This is a genomic window from Neptunicella marina (assembly GCF_014270035.1).
GTDB lineage: Bacteria > Pseudomonadota > Gammaproteobacteria > Enterobacterales > Alteromonadaceae > Neptunicella > Neptunicella marina.
Genome location: NZ_JACNEP010000006.1, coordinates 125,033 through 143,360, shown reverse-complemented (window position 1 = coordinate 143,360; position 18,328 = coordinate 125,033). Strand labels below are relative to the sequence as shown.

16 protein-coding genes are annotated in these 18,328 nt (G+C 45.0%); 6 read left to right on the top strand and 10 right to left on the bottom strand.

Annotation, left to right across the window (positions count from 1 at the left end; genetic code table 11):
• Positions 1-7: 7 nt before the first annotated feature.
• Positions 8-1,357, bottom strand: coding sequence for an MFS transporter (locus H8B19_RS09355; protein ID WP_186506559.1), 1,350 nt, complete (start codon positions 1,355-1,357; stop codon positions 8-10).
• A gap of 134 nt (positions 1,358-1,491) precedes the next feature.
• Here H8B19_RS09355 and uvrA point away from each other — a divergent pair, with 134 nt between their 5' ends.
• The 4 genes from uvrA (at position 1,492) to H8B19_RS09335 (ending at position 6,692) form a co-directional block, all read left to right on the top strand.
• Positions 1,492-4,314: an excinuclease ABC subunit UvrA gene (uvrA, locus tag H8B19_RS09350; protein WP_186506558.1), complete on the top strand. Its 2,823-nt coding sequence runs from the start codon at positions 1,492-1,494 to the stop codon at positions 4,312-4,314.
• A gap of 9 nt (positions 4,315-4,323) precedes the next feature.
• A complete protein-coding gene (locus tag H8B19_RS09345; RefSeq protein WP_186506557.1) occupies positions 4,324-4,719 on the top strand; it encodes an acyl-CoA thioesterase in 396 nt (131 codons plus the stop codon).
• Between the two features lie 72 nt (positions 4,720-4,791).
• A complete protein-coding gene (locus H8B19_RS09340) occupies positions 4,792-5,454 on the top strand; it encodes a methylamine utilization protein (RefSeq protein WP_194362685.1) in 663 nt (220 codons plus the stop codon).
• A gap of 2 nt (positions 5,455-5,456) precedes the next feature.
• Positions 5,457-6,692 carry a hypothetical protein gene (locus H8B19_RS09335; protein ID WP_186506556.1) on the top strand — a complete coding sequence of 412 codons (1,236 nt, stop codon included), beginning with the start codon at positions 5,457-5,459 and terminating at the stop codon, positions 6,690-6,692.
• Between the two features lie 80 nt (positions 6,693-6,772).
• Here the strand turns inward: H8B19_RS09335 and H8B19_RS09330 are convergent, their stop codons facing one another.
• The 7 genes from H8B19_RS09330 to ppa form a co-directional block, all read right to left on the bottom strand.
• Positions 6,773-7,408, bottom strand: a complete 636-nt coding sequence (locus H8B19_RS09330; RefSeq protein ID WP_277816396.1) for a glutathione S-transferase N-terminal domain-containing protein — start codon at positions 7,406-7,408, stop codon at positions 6,773-6,775.
• 105 nt (positions 7,409-7,513) lie between these two features.
• Positions 7,514-8,728, bottom strand: a complete 1,215-nt coding sequence (locus H8B19_RS09325) for an alpha/beta hydrolase (RefSeq protein WP_186506554.1) — start codon at positions 8,726-8,728, stop codon at positions 7,514-7,516.
• Between the two features lie 22 nt (positions 8,729-8,750).
• The gene (locus H8B19_RS09320; protein ID WP_186506553.1) at positions 8,751-9,062 is read right to left on the bottom strand and encodes a helix-hairpin-helix domain-containing protein; all 312 of its coding nucleotides are present in this window, start codon (positions 9,060-9,062) and stop codon (positions 8,751-8,753) included.
• A 5-nt stretch (positions 9,063-9,067) separates the two neighbouring features.
• Entirely contained in the window at positions 9,068-9,937 is an 870-nt protein-coding gene (locus H8B19_RS09315) for a TolB family protein (protein WP_186506552.1), read from the bottom strand.
• 188 nt (positions 9,938-10,125) lie between these two features.
• Positions 10,126-10,593: a DUF3299 domain-containing protein gene (locus H8B19_RS09310; RefSeq protein WP_186506551.1), complete on the bottom strand. Its 468-nt coding sequence runs from the start codon at positions 10,591-10,593 to the stop codon at positions 10,126-10,128.
• Complete coding sequence (locus tag H8B19_RS09305) at positions 10,590-11,825, bottom strand: MFS transporter (protein WP_186506550.1); 1,236 nt, start codon at positions 11,823-11,825, stop codon at positions 10,590-10,592. Before H8B19_RS09305 ends, H8B19_RS09310 begins: the two co-directional genes overlap by 4 nt.
• A gap of 169 nt (positions 11,826-11,994) precedes the next feature.
• The gene (gene ppa / locus H8B19_RS09300; RefSeq protein WP_186506549.1) at positions 11,995-12,543 is read right to left on the bottom strand and encodes an inorganic diphosphatase; all 549 of its coding nucleotides are present in this window, start codon (positions 12,541-12,543) and stop codon (positions 11,995-11,997) included.
• A 268-nt stretch (positions 12,544-12,811) separates the two neighbouring features.
• Between ppa and H8B19_RS09295 the strand changes: the two genes are divergently transcribed.
• On the top strand, positions 12,812-14,806 hold the full coding sequence (locus H8B19_RS09295; RefSeq protein WP_186506548.1) for a sodium-translocating pyrophosphatase: 1,995 nt from the start codon (positions 12,812-12,814) through the stop codon (positions 14,804-14,806).
• Positions 14,807-14,853: 47 nt separating this feature from the next.
• Here the strand turns inward: H8B19_RS09295 and H8B19_RS09290 are convergent, their stop codons facing one another.
• The gene (locus H8B19_RS09290) at positions 14,854-15,822 is read right to left on the bottom strand and encodes a class 1 fructose-bisphosphatase (RefSeq protein ID WP_186506547.1); all 969 of its coding nucleotides are present in this window, start codon (positions 15,820-15,822) and stop codon (positions 14,854-14,856) included.
• A gap of 239 nt (positions 15,823-16,061) precedes the next feature.
• Between H8B19_RS09290 and H8B19_RS09285 the strand changes: the two genes are divergently transcribed.
• A complete protein-coding gene (locus H8B19_RS09285; RefSeq protein WP_186506546.1) occupies positions 16,062-16,685 on the top strand; it encodes a flavin prenyltransferase UbiX in 624 nt (207 codons plus the stop codon).
• 9 nt (positions 16,686-16,694) lie between these two features.
• Here H8B19_RS09285 and H8B19_RS09280 read toward each other — a convergent pair whose 3' ends face one another.
• Positions 16,695-18,131, bottom strand: coding sequence for a CotH kinase family protein (locus H8B19_RS09280; protein WP_186506545.1), 1,437 nt, complete (start codon positions 18,129-18,131; stop codon positions 16,695-16,697).
• Between the last annotated feature and the right edge of the window lie 197 nt (positions 18,132-18,328).

Sequence of the window (18,328 nt, the reverse complement as noted above, 5' to 3'; positions counted from 1 at the left end):
CTCCTGATTATGATGACTGACCAGCAATCTCTCTGGCCTGCTGCAAGTTAAAATGTTGATCCTCGACTTTAAGATAGGCTGTTTGCTCTTCAAGGATAATAGTGACGTCTTTTACACCACTTAACGCTGTTAGTTTTTGCGCTAATTCTTGTGCGCTGCAGTGTTGTAAATCTAACGCTAGTGTATACCGTTTTAGGTGATTATTTCCATTGAATCCTGACAGTATTGGTAACCAGGCAATGCAAATGGCTAATGCTAAAGCAAATACCAGTTGCCCGCCTAACTCTTGAGTAATGGCACCAGCCAGCGTTCCGCCCAAAAAGGCACCAAAAAACTGGAAACTGGCATAAATGCCCATTGCTGAACCTTTTTTACCCGCAGGCGCTATGCCCGACACCAGTGCCGGTAAATTTGCTTCAAGGAAATTAAACCCAATAAAAAATAACAAACCCAGCATCAATAAAATATGCAGGGACAAATCCATCCAGATAAACCCGGCAAAGGCCAAAATCAGTAAACCAATGGCTAACTGCATGGGGCGTGCGGGTGATAAATGCTTGCTTAAGCGCATCAGTAAACCGAGACCGGCAATCGATAAAATCAGGATGGGTAGATACAGTTCCCAGTGTTTTTCCAGTGGCCAGCCCGCTTTGCTAATCAATCCGGGCAACTGAGTAAACAACAGAGTGATTAACATGTGCAGCAATAATACGCTGACATTGAGGCGCATTAACTGACCTTGTTTCAGTACTTTTTTAACATCCGCAATCAATGGCAATGTATCCCGACTAGGGGCCAGGTTAATCGCATCAGGCACCACAAATTTAACCAATGGGATTGCCAAAGTACCTAAAATAGCCGTGATATAAAAAATGCCACTCAAACCAAAGGCACTGGTAATAATAGGCCCTAATATCACCGCCAGATAAAATGAAAAACCAATCGAAATACCAATAATTGCCATCATTTTACTGCGCTGGGTATCACGGCTGACATCTCCTGCCAGCGCCATTACCGCCCCCGCAATAGCACCGGCACCTTGTAAAAATCGTCCGATAACAACCCCGGTTAAGCTGTCAGCACTGCCCGCTACCCAGCTACCGATAACAAACATCATCAAACCACCGATGATCACCGGTTTACGGCCAACACGATCAGATAAAGTGCCCATGGGAATTTGCAGCACAGCCTGAGTTAAACCGTAACCACCAATGGCCAGACCAACCAGGAAAGGAGAATAATCATCAAAACTTTTGCCCAGTACCGCCAGTACCGGCATCACCATAAATAAGCCGAGCATGCGCAACACATAGATGGATGCGAGAGAAATTGCGGCTTTAATTTCTAATTTATTCAAAGGAAAAATAGCTCGTTGGAAAAGCTCAAAAGTTTATCACAAGGGTATAGTGCAAAAAACCGAATTTCATTTCGCATCTTGCTCAGCGAATGTGCGATACTGGGGGTTTTCAATTTTCGGCAATTCAAGGCGTTATGGATAAAATAGAAGTTCGCGGTGCCCGTACTCACAACCTCAAAAACATCAGCCTGGATCTTCCCCGGGATAAGCTCATTGTTATCACAGGCTTATCGGGTTCAGGTAAGTCCTCACTTGCATTTGATACTTTATATGCCGAAGGACAAAGACGTTATGTAGAGTCTCTTTCTACTTATGCGCGTCAATTTTTATCCATGATGGAAAAACCCGATGTGGATCATATTGAAGGCCTGTCGCCTGCCATTTCCATCGAGCAAAAATCCACGTCGCATAACCCGCGTTCGACTGTGGGTACCATTACCGAAATTTACGATTACCTGCGATTGCTGTATGCACGTGCCGGTGAGCCGCGCTGCCCCGATCACGATGTGCCGCTCGATGCCCAAACGGTTAGCCAAATGGTTGATCGCGTTCTGGCGTTGCCTGCCGACAGCAAACTGATGTTACTCGCCCCGATTGTTTCGGGACGTAAAGGCGAACATACCAAAACGCTGGAAAACTTAGCCGCACAAGGTTTTATCCGCGCACGCATTGATGGTGAAGTGTGTGATTTATCTGATCCACCGCCACTGGATTTACACAAAAAACACGATATCGATGTGATCGTTGACCGTTTTAAAGTACGCGAAGATATTCAATTGCGTCTGGCAGAATCCTTTGAAACCGCACTGGAATTATCCGGCGGTAGTGCCCGCATTAGCTGGATGGACGAACCGGATAAAGAAGAAATCGTATTTTCATCTAACTTTGCCTGCCCGCACTGCGGATACAGCATGGCCGAACTGGAACCTCGTCTGTTTTCGTTCAACAACCCTGCGGGTGCCTGCCCAAGCTGTGACGGGTTAGGTACCAGTCAGTTTTTTGATCCGGCGCGCATTATTTCCAACGATGAACTGAGTTTATCCGGTGGTGCCATACGTGGCTGGGATAAGCGCAGTTTTTATTATTTTCAAATGCTGCAAGCCGTGGCTGAACATTACAAATTTGATTTAACCCAACCTTTTGCCGAAATGGAAAAAGCAGCGCAGGATGTGGTGTTGTTTGGTAGCAAAAGCACCTCAATCAAATTTAAATACATTAACGACCGTGGTGATGTGATTGAACGTCAGCATCCGTTTGAAGGCATCATTCCCAATATGCAGCGCCGCTATAAAGAGACTGAATCGAATGCGGTGCGTGAAGAGTTAGCCAAATATTTAAGCCAGCAGCCTTGTCATAGCTGTCACGGTACACGTTTACGTCAGGAAGCGCGCCATGTGTATGTGGAAAACACTACCTTGCCGCAAGTGACTGAAATGTCGATTGCCGATGCACTAACGTTTTTTGAAACTTTAAACCTAAGCGGTAAACGTGCACAGATTGCTGAGAAAATTCTCAAGGAAATCAACGATCGTTTGAGCTTTTTGGTTAACGTGGGCCTTAATTATCTAAACATGTCGCGTAGCGCTGATACCTTATCAGGTGGTGAAGCCCAGCGTATTCGTCTGGCCAGCCAGATTGGTGCCGGTTTAGTCGGCGTTTTATATGTTCTGGATGAACCATCAATCGGTTTGCATCAGCGTGATAACGAAAGACTGTTATCAACCCTGACTCACCTGCGTGATTTGGGCAATACCGTGATTGTGGTTGAGCACGATGAAGATGCCATTCGTGAAGCCGACCATATTGTCGATATTGGCCCGGGTGCAGGGGTGCACGGTGGTGAAATTGTTGCCGAAGGCACACTCGAACAAATCAAAAGCAATCCTAATTCCTTAACCGGCAAATATTTAAGCGGTGAAGTCAAAATTGAAGTGCCTAAAACCCGCACCCCGGCCGGCGAAAAGGGCTGGGTAGAATTAAAAGGGGCGACCGGTAATAACTTACAATCAGTGGATTTAAATGTTCCCATCGGCCTGATGACTTGCGTAACCGGGGTATCCGGCTCAGGTAAATCCACTCTGATTAACGATACTTTTTACAAAATCGCTCACCGCGAATTAAATGGTGCCACCACAGGTGAACCGTCACCTTATACCAGCATTACGGGATTGGATCAGCTGGATAAGGTGGTCGATATCGACCAAAGCCCGATTGGACGCACACCACGCTCCAACCCTGCTACCTATGCCGGTATTTTCACACCAATCCGTGAATTATTTGCCGGTACACAGGAAGCGCGCTCACGCGGTTACAAACCAGGACGCTTTAGCTTTAACGTGAAAGGCGGTCGCTGTGAAGCCTGTCAGGGTGACGGCGTAATTAAAGTAGAAATGCACTTCCTGCCCGATGTTTATGTGCCTTGTGATGTGTGTAAAAGCCAGCGTTACAATCGCGAAACGCTGGAAATTCAGTACAAGGGTAAAAACATTCACGAAGTGCTGGAAATGACAGTCGAAGATGCTCGCCAGTTCTTTGATGTAATCCCAGCGGTAGCTCGCAAGTTACAAACCCTGATGGATGTAGGTTTGAGTTATATCCGTCTTGGTCAGGCGGCCACCACCTTATCCGGTGGTGAAGCGCAACGGGTCAAACTGGCGCGTGAATTATCCAAACGTGATACCGGCCAGACACTCTATATTCTGGATGAACCGACTACCGGTCTGCACTTTCAGGATATTAAACAGCTTCTGGAAGTACTGCATCGTCTGCGCGATCACGGCAATACCATGGTGGTCATTGAGCATAATCTCGATGTGATCAAAACCGCTGACTGGATCATCGATTTAGGCCCGGAGGGTGGCTCAGGTGGGGGACAGATTATTGCGCAGGGCACACCAGAGCAACTGGCGGAAGAGAAACAATCGCATACCGCTCGATTCTTAAAACCTTTGCTGTAAGGAAGTTAAATGTTAAGTCATAAATTACAGGTTAGATTTTACGAAACCGATGCGCTTAAACACGTGAGCAATACTGTGCTGGTTGGCTGGTTTGAAGCGGCGCGTGAGCCGCTGTTTAAGCTATTCACGCCAGAAATGGATTTAGATAACTGGCCAATTATACTGGCCAGTTATAAAGTGGATTTTCTGGCGCAGATTTTTATGGGCCCGGAAGTGGAAATCAAAACCGGTATTAGCCGTTTGGGTAATAAATCCTGCGAGGTCTATCAACAAGTGTGGCAGCGCGGCGAGTTATGTGCCGAAGGGCGCACCACACTGGTTCATTTCGATTACCAGCAACAAAAATCGACGCCGCTGCCAGATGATGTACGCGAAAAACTACAAGCATTATGGGTAGAAGCCTGATAGTAACGTTTATATTGAATAAATATCCCTGTTAGCAGGGTCTGATGTTGTAAAAGTGGAAGTTAGATCAACATGAAAAAATCGTTTATTGCACAAAGCGTTATATTAGTTTCCAGTTTATTCAACATCGGCGTATACGCCGCCGAGCTATCAGTTACCGTTACTGATTCAAAAAATAGGCTGTTACCTAATATTGTGGTGTACGCAGAGCCGCTGGATAAAAGCAGCATGCCAAACGAGGCTGCACCACTTGATCACAGTGCAGTGATGGATCAAATCCATAAACAGTTTGTGCCACATATTCTGGTGGTGCAAAAATCTTCCTGGGTTAACTTCCCCAATTCCGATTCAATTAAACATCACGTTTATTCCTTTTCCCCGGCTAAATCTTTTGAGCTGCGCCTTTATGACGGGGGTAAAGCCAAACCCATTCAGTTCGAGAAGGCGGGTGAAGTCGTATTAGGTTGTAACATTCATGACTGGATGCTGGGTTATATCTATTCGGTCGATACGCCCTGGTTTGCTAAAACTAACAAACAGGGCGCAGTGACGCTCGATTTGCCAGATGGAGATTATCAGTTAAAGTACTGGAGTCCTTTGTTGCAGAATGCTGACAAAGACAAAGCGATTCAACTGACAGTTAAAGGTGATAAACAACAGACTATTCAACTCAATGATGAATTGTTACCTGCATTGGCAGATTATGAAAATAATGACGAGTTAACTGACTACTAAAGATGATAAAACGCCTCACTAGTTTTCTTACCCTCGCACTTTTTTGCAACACTGCTTTTAGCCGGTCAATCGAACTGGATGGCATTGTTGAAGTGGGTTACGTCGATGCTGCTTACGATAAAAACTGGCTAAATAGCTGGATGGAAGGCGGCGTAGGTGTATTGCGTTTTAATGAAAACGACACGCTGGAATTGTCGCAGGCATTAATTGAAGCCAGGGGCGATCTCATCGATGATCTGAGTTATGAAGTGGTCGCGCAGTATTATCCCGACGGCGATCAGCATGTAGGCATCAGTCAGGCGTTTTTAACCTATGCACCACTGAGTCGTGGACTAAAACATCAACTTAAATTAGGGCTGTTTTATCCGGCGATGTCGCTGGAAAATGTTGATACCGGCTGGACATCACCTTATACCTACAGTTTTTCAGCCATCAATTCCTGGCTGGCAGAAGAAGTCAGAGTAGCAGGATTGGAATGGAGTGTTACCCGTTCAGGTCGCCAGTACCATAGCCCCCACAGCTTTACCTTTAGCGCCGCTTTATTTAAAGGTAACGACCCGGCAGGCACATTATTAGCCTGGCGCGGCTGGGCATTGCATAACCGCCAAACAAGTCTGAATGAACGCGTTTATTTTGCCGATTATTTCCAGTTTGGCATGTTCGACAAAGCCTTCCCGGATCATTTACAGGTCACCCGCGAAACCGATGGTCGTTTTGGCTATTACGCCGGCATTAACTGGCGTTATCTACAACAAACCGATGTACGTCTGTATTACTACAACAATAGTGCCGATCCACTGGCAGTTGAAAGTAACTGGCAATATGCATGGCAGAATCACTTTTTATCTCTGGCGGTACAACATAAATTCAACCGAAACTTCAGAATACTGGCGCAGTGGATGGACGGTCAAACCGGCATGGGTACCTATGATGGTGGTGTATATACTGACTTTACGTCATGGTATCTGATGGCCAGTTATCAGTGGGATAAACACCGTTTTTCTGCCCGCTTTGATGATTTTGAAGTGGTGGAAACCGACGCCAACCCCGCCGATCCCAATGATAGTCACGGCCATAGCATTACGCTGGCGTGGCGCTATCAGTATTCGCCGCAGTGGAATCTGGGTGCAGAGTGGTTACATGTGAACAGCGATAATGAAAACCGAACCTTGTGGCGTAACTGGCAGGCAGCCCATCGTCAGCAACAAGTAATGTTAATGGCGCAATTTAGATTTTAATCGTAATAAGTTTCATTAGTCTTGCTCAACGTTATTTTGCAATAAATAAAACCTTAACAGGATAAATTTACGTTTCTCATTCAAATATAAAACGGCAGACTGTTTGCCGGTTGGCCTGCATAGGTCGTCGCCATTTGATGATAAATCACATTACTACTCATCGCGCACGACAGTTTGCTCAGTTCACTAACACGATAATCTAATATCATGTCGCTATCTGAAAGCGATCTGCAGGCAAGTATTGCACTAAAAGCCAGCACAGCCCCAACATTCAAATCATGCGATTGTGGTATACCCGCAAAATAATCAAATAAGATATCAGTACTTTGCTGGTATACACGAATACCCGCCTGTTGCATTAACTCACTGTTTTCACTTGCTCCAAATTGTTCCTTTAATAAACTGGCTCTGAATAAAAAAATAATTGCGGTTTCTAAATCAGCGTCTGCCAGACGATAAATTTTTGCATCTGCAGATTGATACCAGTCAGCCGGTAATACACTTAATGCGATTAGCAGTGCATCGTATAAAAATTGCTGTTGGTTGATATATACAGGCACTTGTTTTTTAGGATTAGAGGCCGCTAACAAACTGTCGGACGATAACTGATCCCAGGTAAGGATATGATCCTGATGCTGAATCTTTTGATCCATCAGTAACCACTTTATTGCTCTGGAAAAAGGTGAATCAATTACCCAAATTAGTTTATTGTTCAACAAGTTATCTCAACTTACTTTAAGCTAAAAACTCAGGCTGCCTGTTTAATAAATCAGTGCCTGCCCCAATGACATTTACCGTCTCATACGCTTAAGCGTGCAATCTCACGGTTTATTCTTTGACAGTTTTTCTGCCATTTCCTGTACTTTTGCCATGTAGTACTTTTGAGTCTCCTGCCGTTCCAGAAGCGGATTAAAATGCCTGAGAGCTGACTGGTAGGATTGTAATGCTGACTGATAGGTCTGGTTTTCTTCATGCAGATAAGCCAGTGCTCCGTACAACACCGAATTGTCAGAGTAGTCCGGGAGATTGTCGGTTAACAAAGTGATTCCATCGCTGGATTTTCCCTCTGACAGAAATGCATAAGCTAGTGATGCAATAGTGTGCACAGGTACTTTTGTCGCATTTTTAAATCTCAAACCTCTTTTCTTATAAAATGCTTTTAGCGCAGACATTCCGCCATATTGTTTAAATTCCTGATAGGTATTTAAAGGTGGTGCCTGATAATCGTTAAACAGCTCACTTAGCCCTAAAAATAATGACAAATAAGATACTGACGTATGATTCTGGCCACTGTGTTGCTGAAACGTCCACGAAAAATGTGGATTCGAAATGCGCTTAAAAACCTCGGCTGCAGCATGAGCCCCATCTACAAATCCTTTTCCTTCCCGGCTTTTTTCCCCAGCTGACAGATACAAAGAACGGGGTTCGGTCTGCCCGGCTAATGCTGTTAACTGACTCACTAAACCATCATTTTCCCCCTCCAGTGCCGGACTGGACGCAATAAAATATTCAAATGGCGATGCTTTTTGTAAAAGGAGATTGAGCGTTACCAACCCCATGGCGGAATGACCAAACAATATATTTTGTGAAGACGTACGAAAATGTTGATTCACATAAGCAACGGCTTCGGATTGCACAAAATCCGCGAACCTTACCGGCTCAAAATAGGCATCACGCATTCGCTGTCCTGTATTATTGCTTATGCCAACAATAATAAGCGCTGGTAATTTGTCACTGATTGATAATCTGTGTGTAGCCTGAATCGTACTGTTAAAGTGTTGCTCGCCATCCAGCACGTACAAAACCGGATATGCAAAACCACTATTCTGATAATTTTTCGGTAAATGTATTAATAACTCCCGTTGTTCCTTCAGTATGTCGGAACGCAGGGTATGTTTCATCCCGAGAGTTTCAACTATCTCATTATCACCGGTAATTTCTTTTGCTGGTTTATCTGTGCTGGCATTCGCTTCAAGAGTAAATAAGGCCAAACAAACGGCCGTTAAAAACCATGCATCAATATGCTTCAACTTCATGAGTTATCATCCTGATATTGTTTTAATTTTTACTGGATTGATTATCTATTTGTTTAAGAAAAGCCTTTCGCTCTGAGGTGTAATGCCACCAGGGTTTAGCGTCCTGCCCTTCAATAAAGCGGGTAATCGAGATAAAAACATCGATAACACAGGGGTCGTGACGCACCGATGTAATGTCACACAGTTGCTCATACATTTGAAACGGACACATACCGACCAACTGCTCAGGCTTGTCGATCCCAAGCATTCGCAGGTCATCGGCACCTGCTTTGCCGATATTAGGCAAATCAGTTAATTTTTTAAGATTGGCGCGATCAACTTTACTGGGGTGCATAATAATTAGATTTTTGGTCTTAGGGTTTCAATAATGCCTGCATCTACCCAAAAAATATCCACATTTTCAAAACTTGTTGAGCCAACATTTCGATTAAATAACAGATATTTACCATCAGGAGTAACACTGGCGGCCGCTTCCCATGCATCAGTATTAATTTTATCACCCAAATTAACCGGCTCTCCCCATGAACCATCCTGAAGACGATAACTTATGTAAAGATCAGAATCGCCATAGCCACCTTCTCTTTTGCCATCAAAAATTAAGTAGGATTCGTCGGGAGCAATGAAGGGGTGAAAACTTTTTCCGGCATTAATATTTTTTGCCAGCAATCTGGGTTGTTGGTGTTTACCGTTAATCAACCTTGAATATCGAATTGCTCCTGTAAAATCCGACTTAAATTCATCCATAAAATATGTGCCTTTTAATGACACACTAAGCCGCATAATAGGCAATTCATCAAATGGCGCGCCCAGGCTTTTAATCTCTGACCATCCAGTTTCTGTCCGGGTTTTATAGCGCTTGCCCAGATGCATGGTTTTACCATCTGGCGAAATAACAGGCGTACCCTGACGCGGGGACATAACGGCTTTTTGCCATTGGTTATTGATATTTTTAATCACTACCATTTGCTGCTTGTCATTTTCACCAAAATTCAGGTAATAAAACTCCTGCAAATCAGGGGTGAAAGTACCACCATATTCCCAATGTTCAGTAGATACCAGACCAGGAGCAAATGCGATGGGAATATCTCCCGGTGGAGTTTGCCCCATATAGGATCCCGTTAATTCAGGTAACGAGTCTTTTGCGTAACTTTGTGCGCAAAATGTCATAACACTGAGTAATATGCCGCAGCCCGTTTTAATTAATGTCATTTAGTGTCCTTGAAAAAGTGTTCAGCAATCTTTGAGCATTACTCTCAGATTAAAACGTTTTAACACTAACTGGTAACGGATGTGGGGCAGATGGAGGTTAATAAGGGGCGAACGGGAAAATAATCAGCATAATAAAAACGGGCTTAAATATGCCCGTTCTTTACAGATTTAATCGACAATCAGCCCGGTTATCCTTCGTATGGCTCCACTGTGGCACCTTGCATGGTATAACCCACGGTAGCGATATCACCTTTCCAGCCATCGGTAGATAACACCCCCTGAATCCATACTGGCTCATACAAACTGTCGACTTTAATGCCCTTTGCAAATTTCACATGCACTATCTGGTTGGATGGTGGTGGTGGAACATGAATACAGGCACCAAAATACGGCACCAATAAAAATTCAGTCAGACTATTCTGGTCTCCCTCCAATGGCACGATAAAACCCGGTACTTTTACCGTTTCGCCATTGTATTCAGTTACCACAGGCGAGTTTTCCCCCACCTGGCCACTGGTGCCCCCACCCGAGTGATTTACTTGTTGCTCAGGTGCTACATAATTTTTAGGTACTAAATCTTCCCAGAACACTTCTTTGGTATCCGCCCAGCTGAGCAACGGAATGAATGCAAACAATAAGATAATTAACTTTTTCATTTATTTACCTGTACATCAGTATGAGGTGCGGGAATAGCAGCCTGATTAGCCCAGTCTAAAATATTCACTCTCACTTCGGCACCGGGCTGCGGGATAGCAGGAATATTAAGCGCCAGCAACAAAGAACACAAGGTGAAGCCCGTACCAATAAAAAAGACCAAAGCCGGGGACGTTAGCCACACTATGCCAAGCAAGGCAGGAATAATCACTGCGGCAATGTGGTTTATGGTAAAACTGACACCGGATGTGGCGGCGATATCTTTAGGATCGGCGATTTTTTGCAAGTAAGTTTTCATCGCTATCGCCATCGCAAAAAACAGGTGGTCAATCACATACAAAGCACCGGCGATATGCGCGTTTTCCACTAATGCATAACCACTGAATAACAGCGCCAGACCAATATACTCAAATACCAGCGCGTTGCGCTCTCCTATGCGCGCAATCCATTTACCAATGCTTGGCGCAAACAGTAAATTAAACACATAGTTAATCATAAACAGCAGGCTGATATCCCCCACCGAATAATGGAATTTTTCCACCATCATAAAGGCAGCAAACACCACAAAGATCTGGCGACGCGCACCGCTGAAAAAGGTTAACCCGTAATACAACCAGTAGCGCTTGCGCAGAATGAGTTTTTTGTTCTGCGTTGAAGGTTGCTTAAATTGTGGAAACGCCAGCCATAAAAACACACAGATCAATAAACCTGCGCCACCGGCCAACATATAAACTGTGTTATAGCTAACCGCAAACCACTCCATCAATACCCAAATCAGGCCATAAGCCAGTAGTGAGGCAAAGCCTTTTACTGCCAGCTGCTTCCCCATAAAGTGTGCGCTTTGCTCTTTACTCAGCCACTGCAGGGTCAGCGATTGATTAATGGTTTCGAAATAATGGAAGCCCACCGACATCAATACCGTCGTGCAATACAGACCCAGTTCAAACGGAAACCAGCCTGTTATTGCAACCCCAACCGATAAAATCGCTAATGACACTAACGCCAGTGTTTGCTCTTTCATAACCAGCAAGACAAACACAGCAGTAAACGCTAAAAAGCCGGGAATTTCACGCAAGCTTTGCAACATGCCAATTTCCGCACCGCTAAACTGGGCTTTTTCAATGACAAAATTATTCAGCAGTGCATTCCACACCGAGAACGTCAGTGGCATCACAAATGCCATGGCGAGTAATAAAAACTGAGGTTGTTGGCACAAAGCGCGAAGACGGGACATAAGCTCTTAACAATAAAATAGCGTAAAGAGATTATCCCACAATGCTATGCGGATAGCATGGATGCCCATCCTTTTTTACGTGTATTTTATGGCACAGGTGCGGCTGGAATGATTCCGCACCAATAAAAAACGCCGGTCATAACCGGCGCTTTTTAAAAAGATAATCAGCTTAGAATGCTGGCTTGTCTTCTTCTTTATTGTAACGCTCAACACTGGCAACGATTTCTGCTTTAGCAGCAGCAGCGTTATCCCAACCGTCGATTTTAACCCATTTATTAGGCTCTAAATCTTTATAGTGAGCGAAGAAATGTTCAATCTGGTTACGCAGTAACTCAGGCACCTGATCGAATTCCTGGATACCACGGTAAATGGTAGATAACTTGTCTGCAGGCACCGCCAGAATTTTAGCATCAGTACCTGATTCATCAGTCATGTTTAATACGCCAACCGGACGACAACGAATAACAGAACCCGCTAACAGAGGAAAAGGCGTTACCACTAATACGTCAACCGGATCACCGTCTTCAGATAAGGTATGAGGAACGTAACCGTAGTTGCAAGGATAATGCATGCAAGTTGCCATAAAACGGTCAACAAATAATGCACCAGATTCTTTATCTACTTCGTATTTTACCGGATCAGCATGCGCTGGGATTTCAATGATAACATTAACTTCATCTGGCAGGTTTTTACCTGCTGGAACTGTATTAAGACTCATGGGTTTCTCTACCTGAATTGCATAAATTTTAGTGCGCGAATTATATAGAGTTAGTGTAGGTGATTCAAAGCACTTGATGCATTTATGCGCAGTATTTGCGGTTTTTATGATTGTCACTGCCAAAAGCTGTGGTTATAGTAGCTCAGAAAGCAAAAATCATTAACAAAACAATAACAAAGCGTGTTCTTGCAGAGATAACATTACCCTCGTGTTATCAGATTGTACTTCAGGAAGCTGTCGCTCTTTGTGTCACTTTTTAGGGGACGCTATGAACGAGATGTTGCTTTATCCACCTGCCTTAGGTGTTGCAGGCTTAGTCTGCGCCTTTATTATCTATTCATTAATCAGCAAACATAAAGTTACCAACGACGCGATTGCCAAAATTGCCGATGCCATTCACCTTGGCGCCATGGTGTTCATGCATCGTGAATACAAAATGCTGTTTATTTTTGCCGCCATTTTATGCGCGCTTTTGTATTTCGCGTTAGGTGGCAATACCGCACTGGCCTTTGCTGTTGGTGCAATCTGTTCGGCACTGGCCGGTTACATCGGCATGTTTACCGCCACCAAAGCCAACGTGCGTACTACACAAGCGGCACACGATTCCGGTTCTGCCAAAGCCTTATCCATCGCTTTTATGGGCGGATCAGTAATGGGCCTATGTGTCGCGGCCATGGGTTTATTAGGTTTAGGCCTGCTTTACTGGTTTTTTGGTGGTGATCCGCATACCGCACATGTGATCCATGGTTTTGGTATGGGCGCATCCTCGGTGGCACTGTTTTCCCGTGTAGGTGGTGGTATCTATACCAAAAGTGCGGATGTAGGTGCGGATTTAGTCGGTAAAGTAGAAGCCGGGATTCCGGAAGATGATCCACGTAATCCGGGTGTTATCGCCGATAATGTGGGTGATAACGTCGGGGATGTGGCCGGTATGGGTTCGGATATTTTTGAATCCTATTGTGGTTCGATGATTGCGACTATCGCTATTGCCTCCACCATGGCACTGGATATGATGGGCACCCGCGAAGGCCTGATGTTTCTGCCATTAGCACTGGCTTCAACCGGACTTATTTGTTCGATTTTGGGGATTATTCTGGTCAATTTAATGTCAGCCAGTAAGCCCGAAGTCGCCCTGCGTGCGGGCACTATTTCTGCGGCGATTTTATTTATAATCGCCGCACATTTTGTGATTGACTGGCTGGATATTTCACAACATGTGTGGTGGGCAGTTATTAGTGGTGCCATAGGCGGCATTATTATTGGATTGGTCACTGAATATTACACTGCGTCTTCCCCTATTCGCCACATTGCTAAATCAGGCGAAACCGGCCCGGCAACAGTTATGATCACCGGTTTATCGGTGGGAATGCAATCGGTGGTTCTGCCTATTTTAACAATCTGCGCCATTATATATGCGTCAACTGAATTAGCCGGTTTATACGGTGTGGGCATTGCTGCGGTGGGCATGTTAGCCACAGTCGGTATCACTATGGCAATTGATGCGTATGGTCCGGTTGCCGATAACGCAGGCGGTATTGCCGAAATGGGCGGTTTGGGTGAAGAAACCCGTAATATCACCGATTCGCTGGATGAGCTGGGCAATACCACCGCAGCGATAGGTAAAGGTTTTGCCATTGGTGCTGCAGCGCTGGCAGCGCTGGCAATTATTGCCGCCTTTATTAAAACCATGACCTTCCACTATCCTGAGTTCACCTTAAATTTAGGCAACCCCAAAGTACTGGTTGGCTTGTTTATTGGCGGTTGTATTCCTTTCCTGATTGCCTCCATTACCATGACAGCAGTAGGTGATGCCGCTTTTGAAATGATTCAGGAAATTCGCCGACAGTTTCGCGAAATTAAAGGTTTGATGGAAGGAGAAGCCGATCCCGATACCGGACGCTGTGTGGATATTGCCACCAGCGCAGCCCTTAAGAAAATGATCCTGCCGGGTGTTATTGCGGTTGCCGCACCACCGATTGTTGGTTTTGGATTAGGCGCCTATGCACTGGGCGGCATGCTTGGCGGCGCATTATTAGGCTGTGTGCTGATGGCACTAATGATGGCTAACGCCGGGGGCGCCTGGGATAACGCCAAAAAGTATGTGGAAAAAGGTAACTTTGGTGGCAAGGGTTCCGATGTACACGCTGCGACGGTTGTGGGTGATACCGTCGGAGACCCGTTTAAAGATACCTCAGGCCCGGCCATGAACATTCTCATTAATGTAATGGCAATTGTGAGCCTGGTTATCGCACCATTACTTTAACCTGCCGAATGCAATAAAAAGCCCGCAGTCTGCGGGCTTTTTGGTATTTAACGGTAGTAGGTTAAACAGGTTTCCACTTCGTCTTTGGAACCTAATAACACCGGCACTCGCTGGTGAATTTCGGTTGGCATCACTTCCATAATGCGACCATGACCGGTATCGGCTAAGCCACCGGCCTGTTCCATTAAAAAGGCCATGGGGTTGGCTTCATACTGTAAACGTAACTTACCCGGGATCGCCGGGTTACGTTTATCAAACGGGTAAGCAAAAATACCGCCACGGCATAATACGCGGTGAATATCGCCCACCATTGCCGCCACCCAGCGCATATTAAAGTCTTTTTTGCGTGGACCTTCACTCCCGGCAATTAAATCAGTCACATAACTTTGCATTGGTTCTTCCCAATGGCGCTGGTTAGAAGAGTTAATCGCAAACTCGTTAGTCTGCTCTGGCACCTGCACATTAGCTTTGGTCACCAGGAAACCACCGTGGGTTTTATCCAGCGTGTATAAGTGAGTACCACGACCGGTAGTCATCGCCAGCATAGTAGACGGGCCATATAACACATAACCAGCGGCAACTTGCTGTGTACCTGGTTGCAGGAACGCAGACGGATCGTCCGGCTCCATCCACTGCGGCGCATGCATAATGGAAAAAATAGTACCGATAAGGCTGTTTACGTCGGTATTCGAAGAACCGTCCAGCGGATCAAAACTCACCAGATATTTACCATCCGGGTGACAACCAATTACGTTGTCTTCTTCTTCCGAAGATACCGCTTTAACGTAACCTGACTCGCTTAAAATATCGCGAAGAATATGGTTGGCGATCACATCCAGTTTTTTCTGGCGTTCGCCTTGCACATTGTCACTCAAAGTTGAGCCTAATACACCGGCCAATGCGCCCTGACTAACGCGGAATGATATTTCTTTACAAGCTGCCAGCAAGGTGCGGATCAACAGGATCAGCTCAAGAGGACAGCCGTCTTCCTGCAATTGGGTGTTCAGTCGTTTCATTTTCGTCGTGTGCCTTTATGTGTGTGTTTAGTTGTAGGGTGTTGTTGGTTTTGCTCTTGTTGCCAGAGCTTTAACCTGTTGTGCCACTTGCTTTTATTATTAGAGCACCGGGGCGATTGTACTTAATTTTGTGCAAATTCGCATCAGAACACTTATCCGTATATGAAACATTTCGGTAAATAATCGCATTTCTGTTAGGCTAGACACGTCGTTAACGCAATAAATTAAGAAAAGGCACTATGACAAAATCGGCATCAAAACAAATCACTCTGGCAATAACCGGCGCTTCGGGTGCGCCCTACAGCTTACGTTTATTACAATGTTTGCTGGCTGCGGACTATCAGGTATTTGTATTGATTTCATCGGCAGCACGTGTGGTATTTGCCACTGAGCAGGATTTAAAAATACCGGTCAACCCCGACGCCGCCAGCGCTTTTTTTGCCAGCCATTTTGCAGTGCACGAAGATAAAATCCGCGTCTGCGGCAAGGATGAATGGTTTTCGCCGGTAGCATCCGGTTCAGCTGCCCCCAGACAAATGGTGATTTGCCCCTGCTCTACCGGAACTTTATCAGCAGTTGCCACGGGCGCCAGTGACAACCTGATTGAACGTGCAGCCGATGTAGTGATTAAGGAAAAAGGCCAGTTAATTATGGTACCGCGTGAGATGCCCTTATCCAGTATTCATCTGGAAAACATGCTCAAGCTATCCAATTTAGGTGTAACCATGATGCCTGCTGCGCCCGGTTTTTATCACAACCCGCAATCAATCGAAGACTTAGTCGATTTTGTGGTAGCGCGTATCCTTGACCACCTTGGAATAGATCAAAGCCTGATGGCACGATGGGGTTACTCGCCCAACTAGCCGCTGGATTTACAACTGGTTTATTTCGCTATCCAGCCAGACCAAACGGTTCTCAAGCCACTGAGTTAAATAATTCAGTTCATCATTGTAGGTTTGGCCTACGTAATAATTTGGCCAAACATATTCACCCAGTACATCCCAACGCTCAAAGTTTTTACTGACCGCACCCGTTCGCGCTAGCTGATCACTTAGCTCTTGAATACGACTGTCGATCATCTCATCAGATAGTGACGATTCACGTAATTGATTCCAGCGGGTTTTGACTAACCCAACAAAATAAGGGTCTTGCAATAATTTCCCCCACCAAAATGGCACTGGAAACGCACCACCATCACAACGCTCTTCAGAGCGGTAAATCCAGATATCAGTTGCAGCGCCGTTGCAATAATCGGCGTTGCCAAACGCTAAGTTGTAATCCCAAAGTGGACCCATAGATAATTTTGCATTTTTATCTTTGTATAAATAGGTACTTAAACGATATCCATCGATATTGCCGGAAAGCTCAGTCGCCAGAAAATAATCCACAAAGCTGTCTACCTGAATAAAGTGACGATAGCCACTGGCTTCATCTTTAAATTGCTCACCATCAAGTGCGGTTTCAAACTGATTGATATAGTCCTGAATATAGGCTTTTTGTTCAGAGGTAATGTCTTCAGGCTTAGGGTAGTGATACAAAAAATGCGGCACACTATTGTTTACCTCGTTACCATAATTCGAGATAAAACTAATATCGTCGGTAAATAACGCCTCCGCACCAGGATTGTCTTCATGTTCACCCGTGGTTTTATCTATTTTTAGAATATAACCACCCGTTACATCCTCACCTTCGTTTTCATCCTCCTTAAGCTTGTTAATATCAATTCTGTCACTGTCGCGTTTTACCCGCTCAAGCAATACATACAGGCCCTGATATTGCTCCTCAACGTACACTTCAACAAATTGATAACGCGAAACATATCGCTCAAAAGCCGTAGCCAGATCGTACATTAATGCGTTGCGTATCAGGCTTTTATCACCATAAGGGCCATGCAACACCCAATCTTCTTCCTCAGGAAAACCTAACAAAGCAACCGACAAATCCTCACCCGCTTCATCACGGGTCTCAATGCCATAGCCTTTTTTCTGATAAATCCCCTGAGAACTGGAACCGCGATACTCCACACCAATGTGAGTATCCAGCTCAACCGACGCCTGTTCGCCAATTGTATAGGTCGTAACTTTCATTTTGGCGGTGATTTTAGGTTCATTTTGGATTTCACCTTCCAGCGCGTAAATATCAATTCTGGGCAGGGTTTCATCGCTGATTACCGACGGGGGCGGCGGTTCAGTTGGGGGTGGGGTATTGACTACAGGCGGTGTTGACTCCTTTTGATCACTACCACCACACGCAGTTAATGTGCAACACAGTAATACACTTAATAAAAATGACAGCCAAGTCCTTTGCATTGCTTAAATCCTTTGTCTCAATTCATTTTTTATCTCGTTTTGCGCTCATAAAAACACACAACGAAAAACAAAAAGCTGCAACACTATTGAAAATGCCGCAAGGTAAAAGAGTCAGGCTAAAACAACTAAAGACAGAGAGTCTATTAATTAATCACTTAAATTTATAACAGCCTGAGTAAGATTGGCTGAGATAAATG

What these genes read in the sequence shown, in the direction of transcription:
- uvrA (WP_186506558.1), top strand. Translation starts at nt 1,492, where the DNA reads ATGGATAAAATAGAAGTTCGCGGTGCCCGTACTCACAACCTCAAAAAC.
- H8B19_RS09345 (WP_186506557.1), top strand. Translation starts at nt 4,324, where the DNA reads ATGTTAAGTCATAAATTACAGGTTAGATTTTACGAAACCGATGCGCTT.
- H8B19_RS09340 (WP_194362685.1), top strand. Translation starts at nt 4,792, where the DNA reads ATGAAAAAATCGTTTATTGCACAAAGCGTTATATTAGTTTCCAGTTTA.
- H8B19_RS09335 (WP_186506556.1), top strand. Translation starts at nt 5,457, where the DNA reads ATGATAAAACGCCTCACTAGTTTTCTTACCCTCGCACTTTTTTGCAAC.
- H8B19_RS09325 (WP_186506554.1), bottom strand. Translation starts at nt 8,728, where the DNA reads ATGAAGTTGAAGCATATTGATGCATGGTTTTTAACGGCCGTTTGTTTG.
- H8B19_RS09320 (WP_186506553.1), bottom strand. Translation starts at nt 9,062, where the DNA reads ATGCACCCCAGTAAAGTTGATCGCGCCAATCTTAAAAAATTAACTGAT.
- H8B19_RS09315 (WP_186506552.1), bottom strand. Translation starts at nt 9,937, where the DNA reads ATGACATTAATTAAAACGGGCTGCGGCATATTACTCAGTGTTATGACA.
- H8B19_RS09310 (WP_186506551.1), bottom strand. Translation starts at nt 10,593, where the DNA reads ATGAAAAAGTTAATTATCTTATTGTTTGCATTCATTCCGTTGCTCAGC.
- H8B19_RS09305 (WP_186506550.1), bottom strand. Translation starts at nt 11,825, where the DNA reads ATGTCCCGTCTTCGCGCTTTGTGCCAACAACCTCAGTTTTTATTACTC.
- ppa (WP_186506549.1), bottom strand. Translation starts at nt 12,543, where the DNA reads ATGAGTCTTAATACAGTTCCAGCAGGTAAAAACCTGCCAGATGAAGTT.
- H8B19_RS09295 (WP_186506548.1), top strand. Translation starts at nt 12,812, where the DNA reads ATGAACGAGATGTTGCTTTATCCACCTGCCTTAGGTGTTGCAGGCTTA.
- H8B19_RS09290 (WP_186506547.1), bottom strand. Translation starts at nt 15,822, where the DNA reads ATGAAACGACTGAACACCCAATTGCAGGAAGACGGCTGTCCTCTTGAG.
- H8B19_RS09285 (WP_186506546.1), top strand. Translation starts at nt 16,062, where the DNA reads ATGACAAAATCGGCATCAAAACAAATCACTCTGGCAATAACCGGCGCT.
- H8B19_RS09280 (WP_186506545.1), bottom strand. Translation starts at nt 18,131, where the DNA reads ATGCAAAGGACTTGGCTGTCATTTTTATTAAGTGTATTACTGTGTTGC.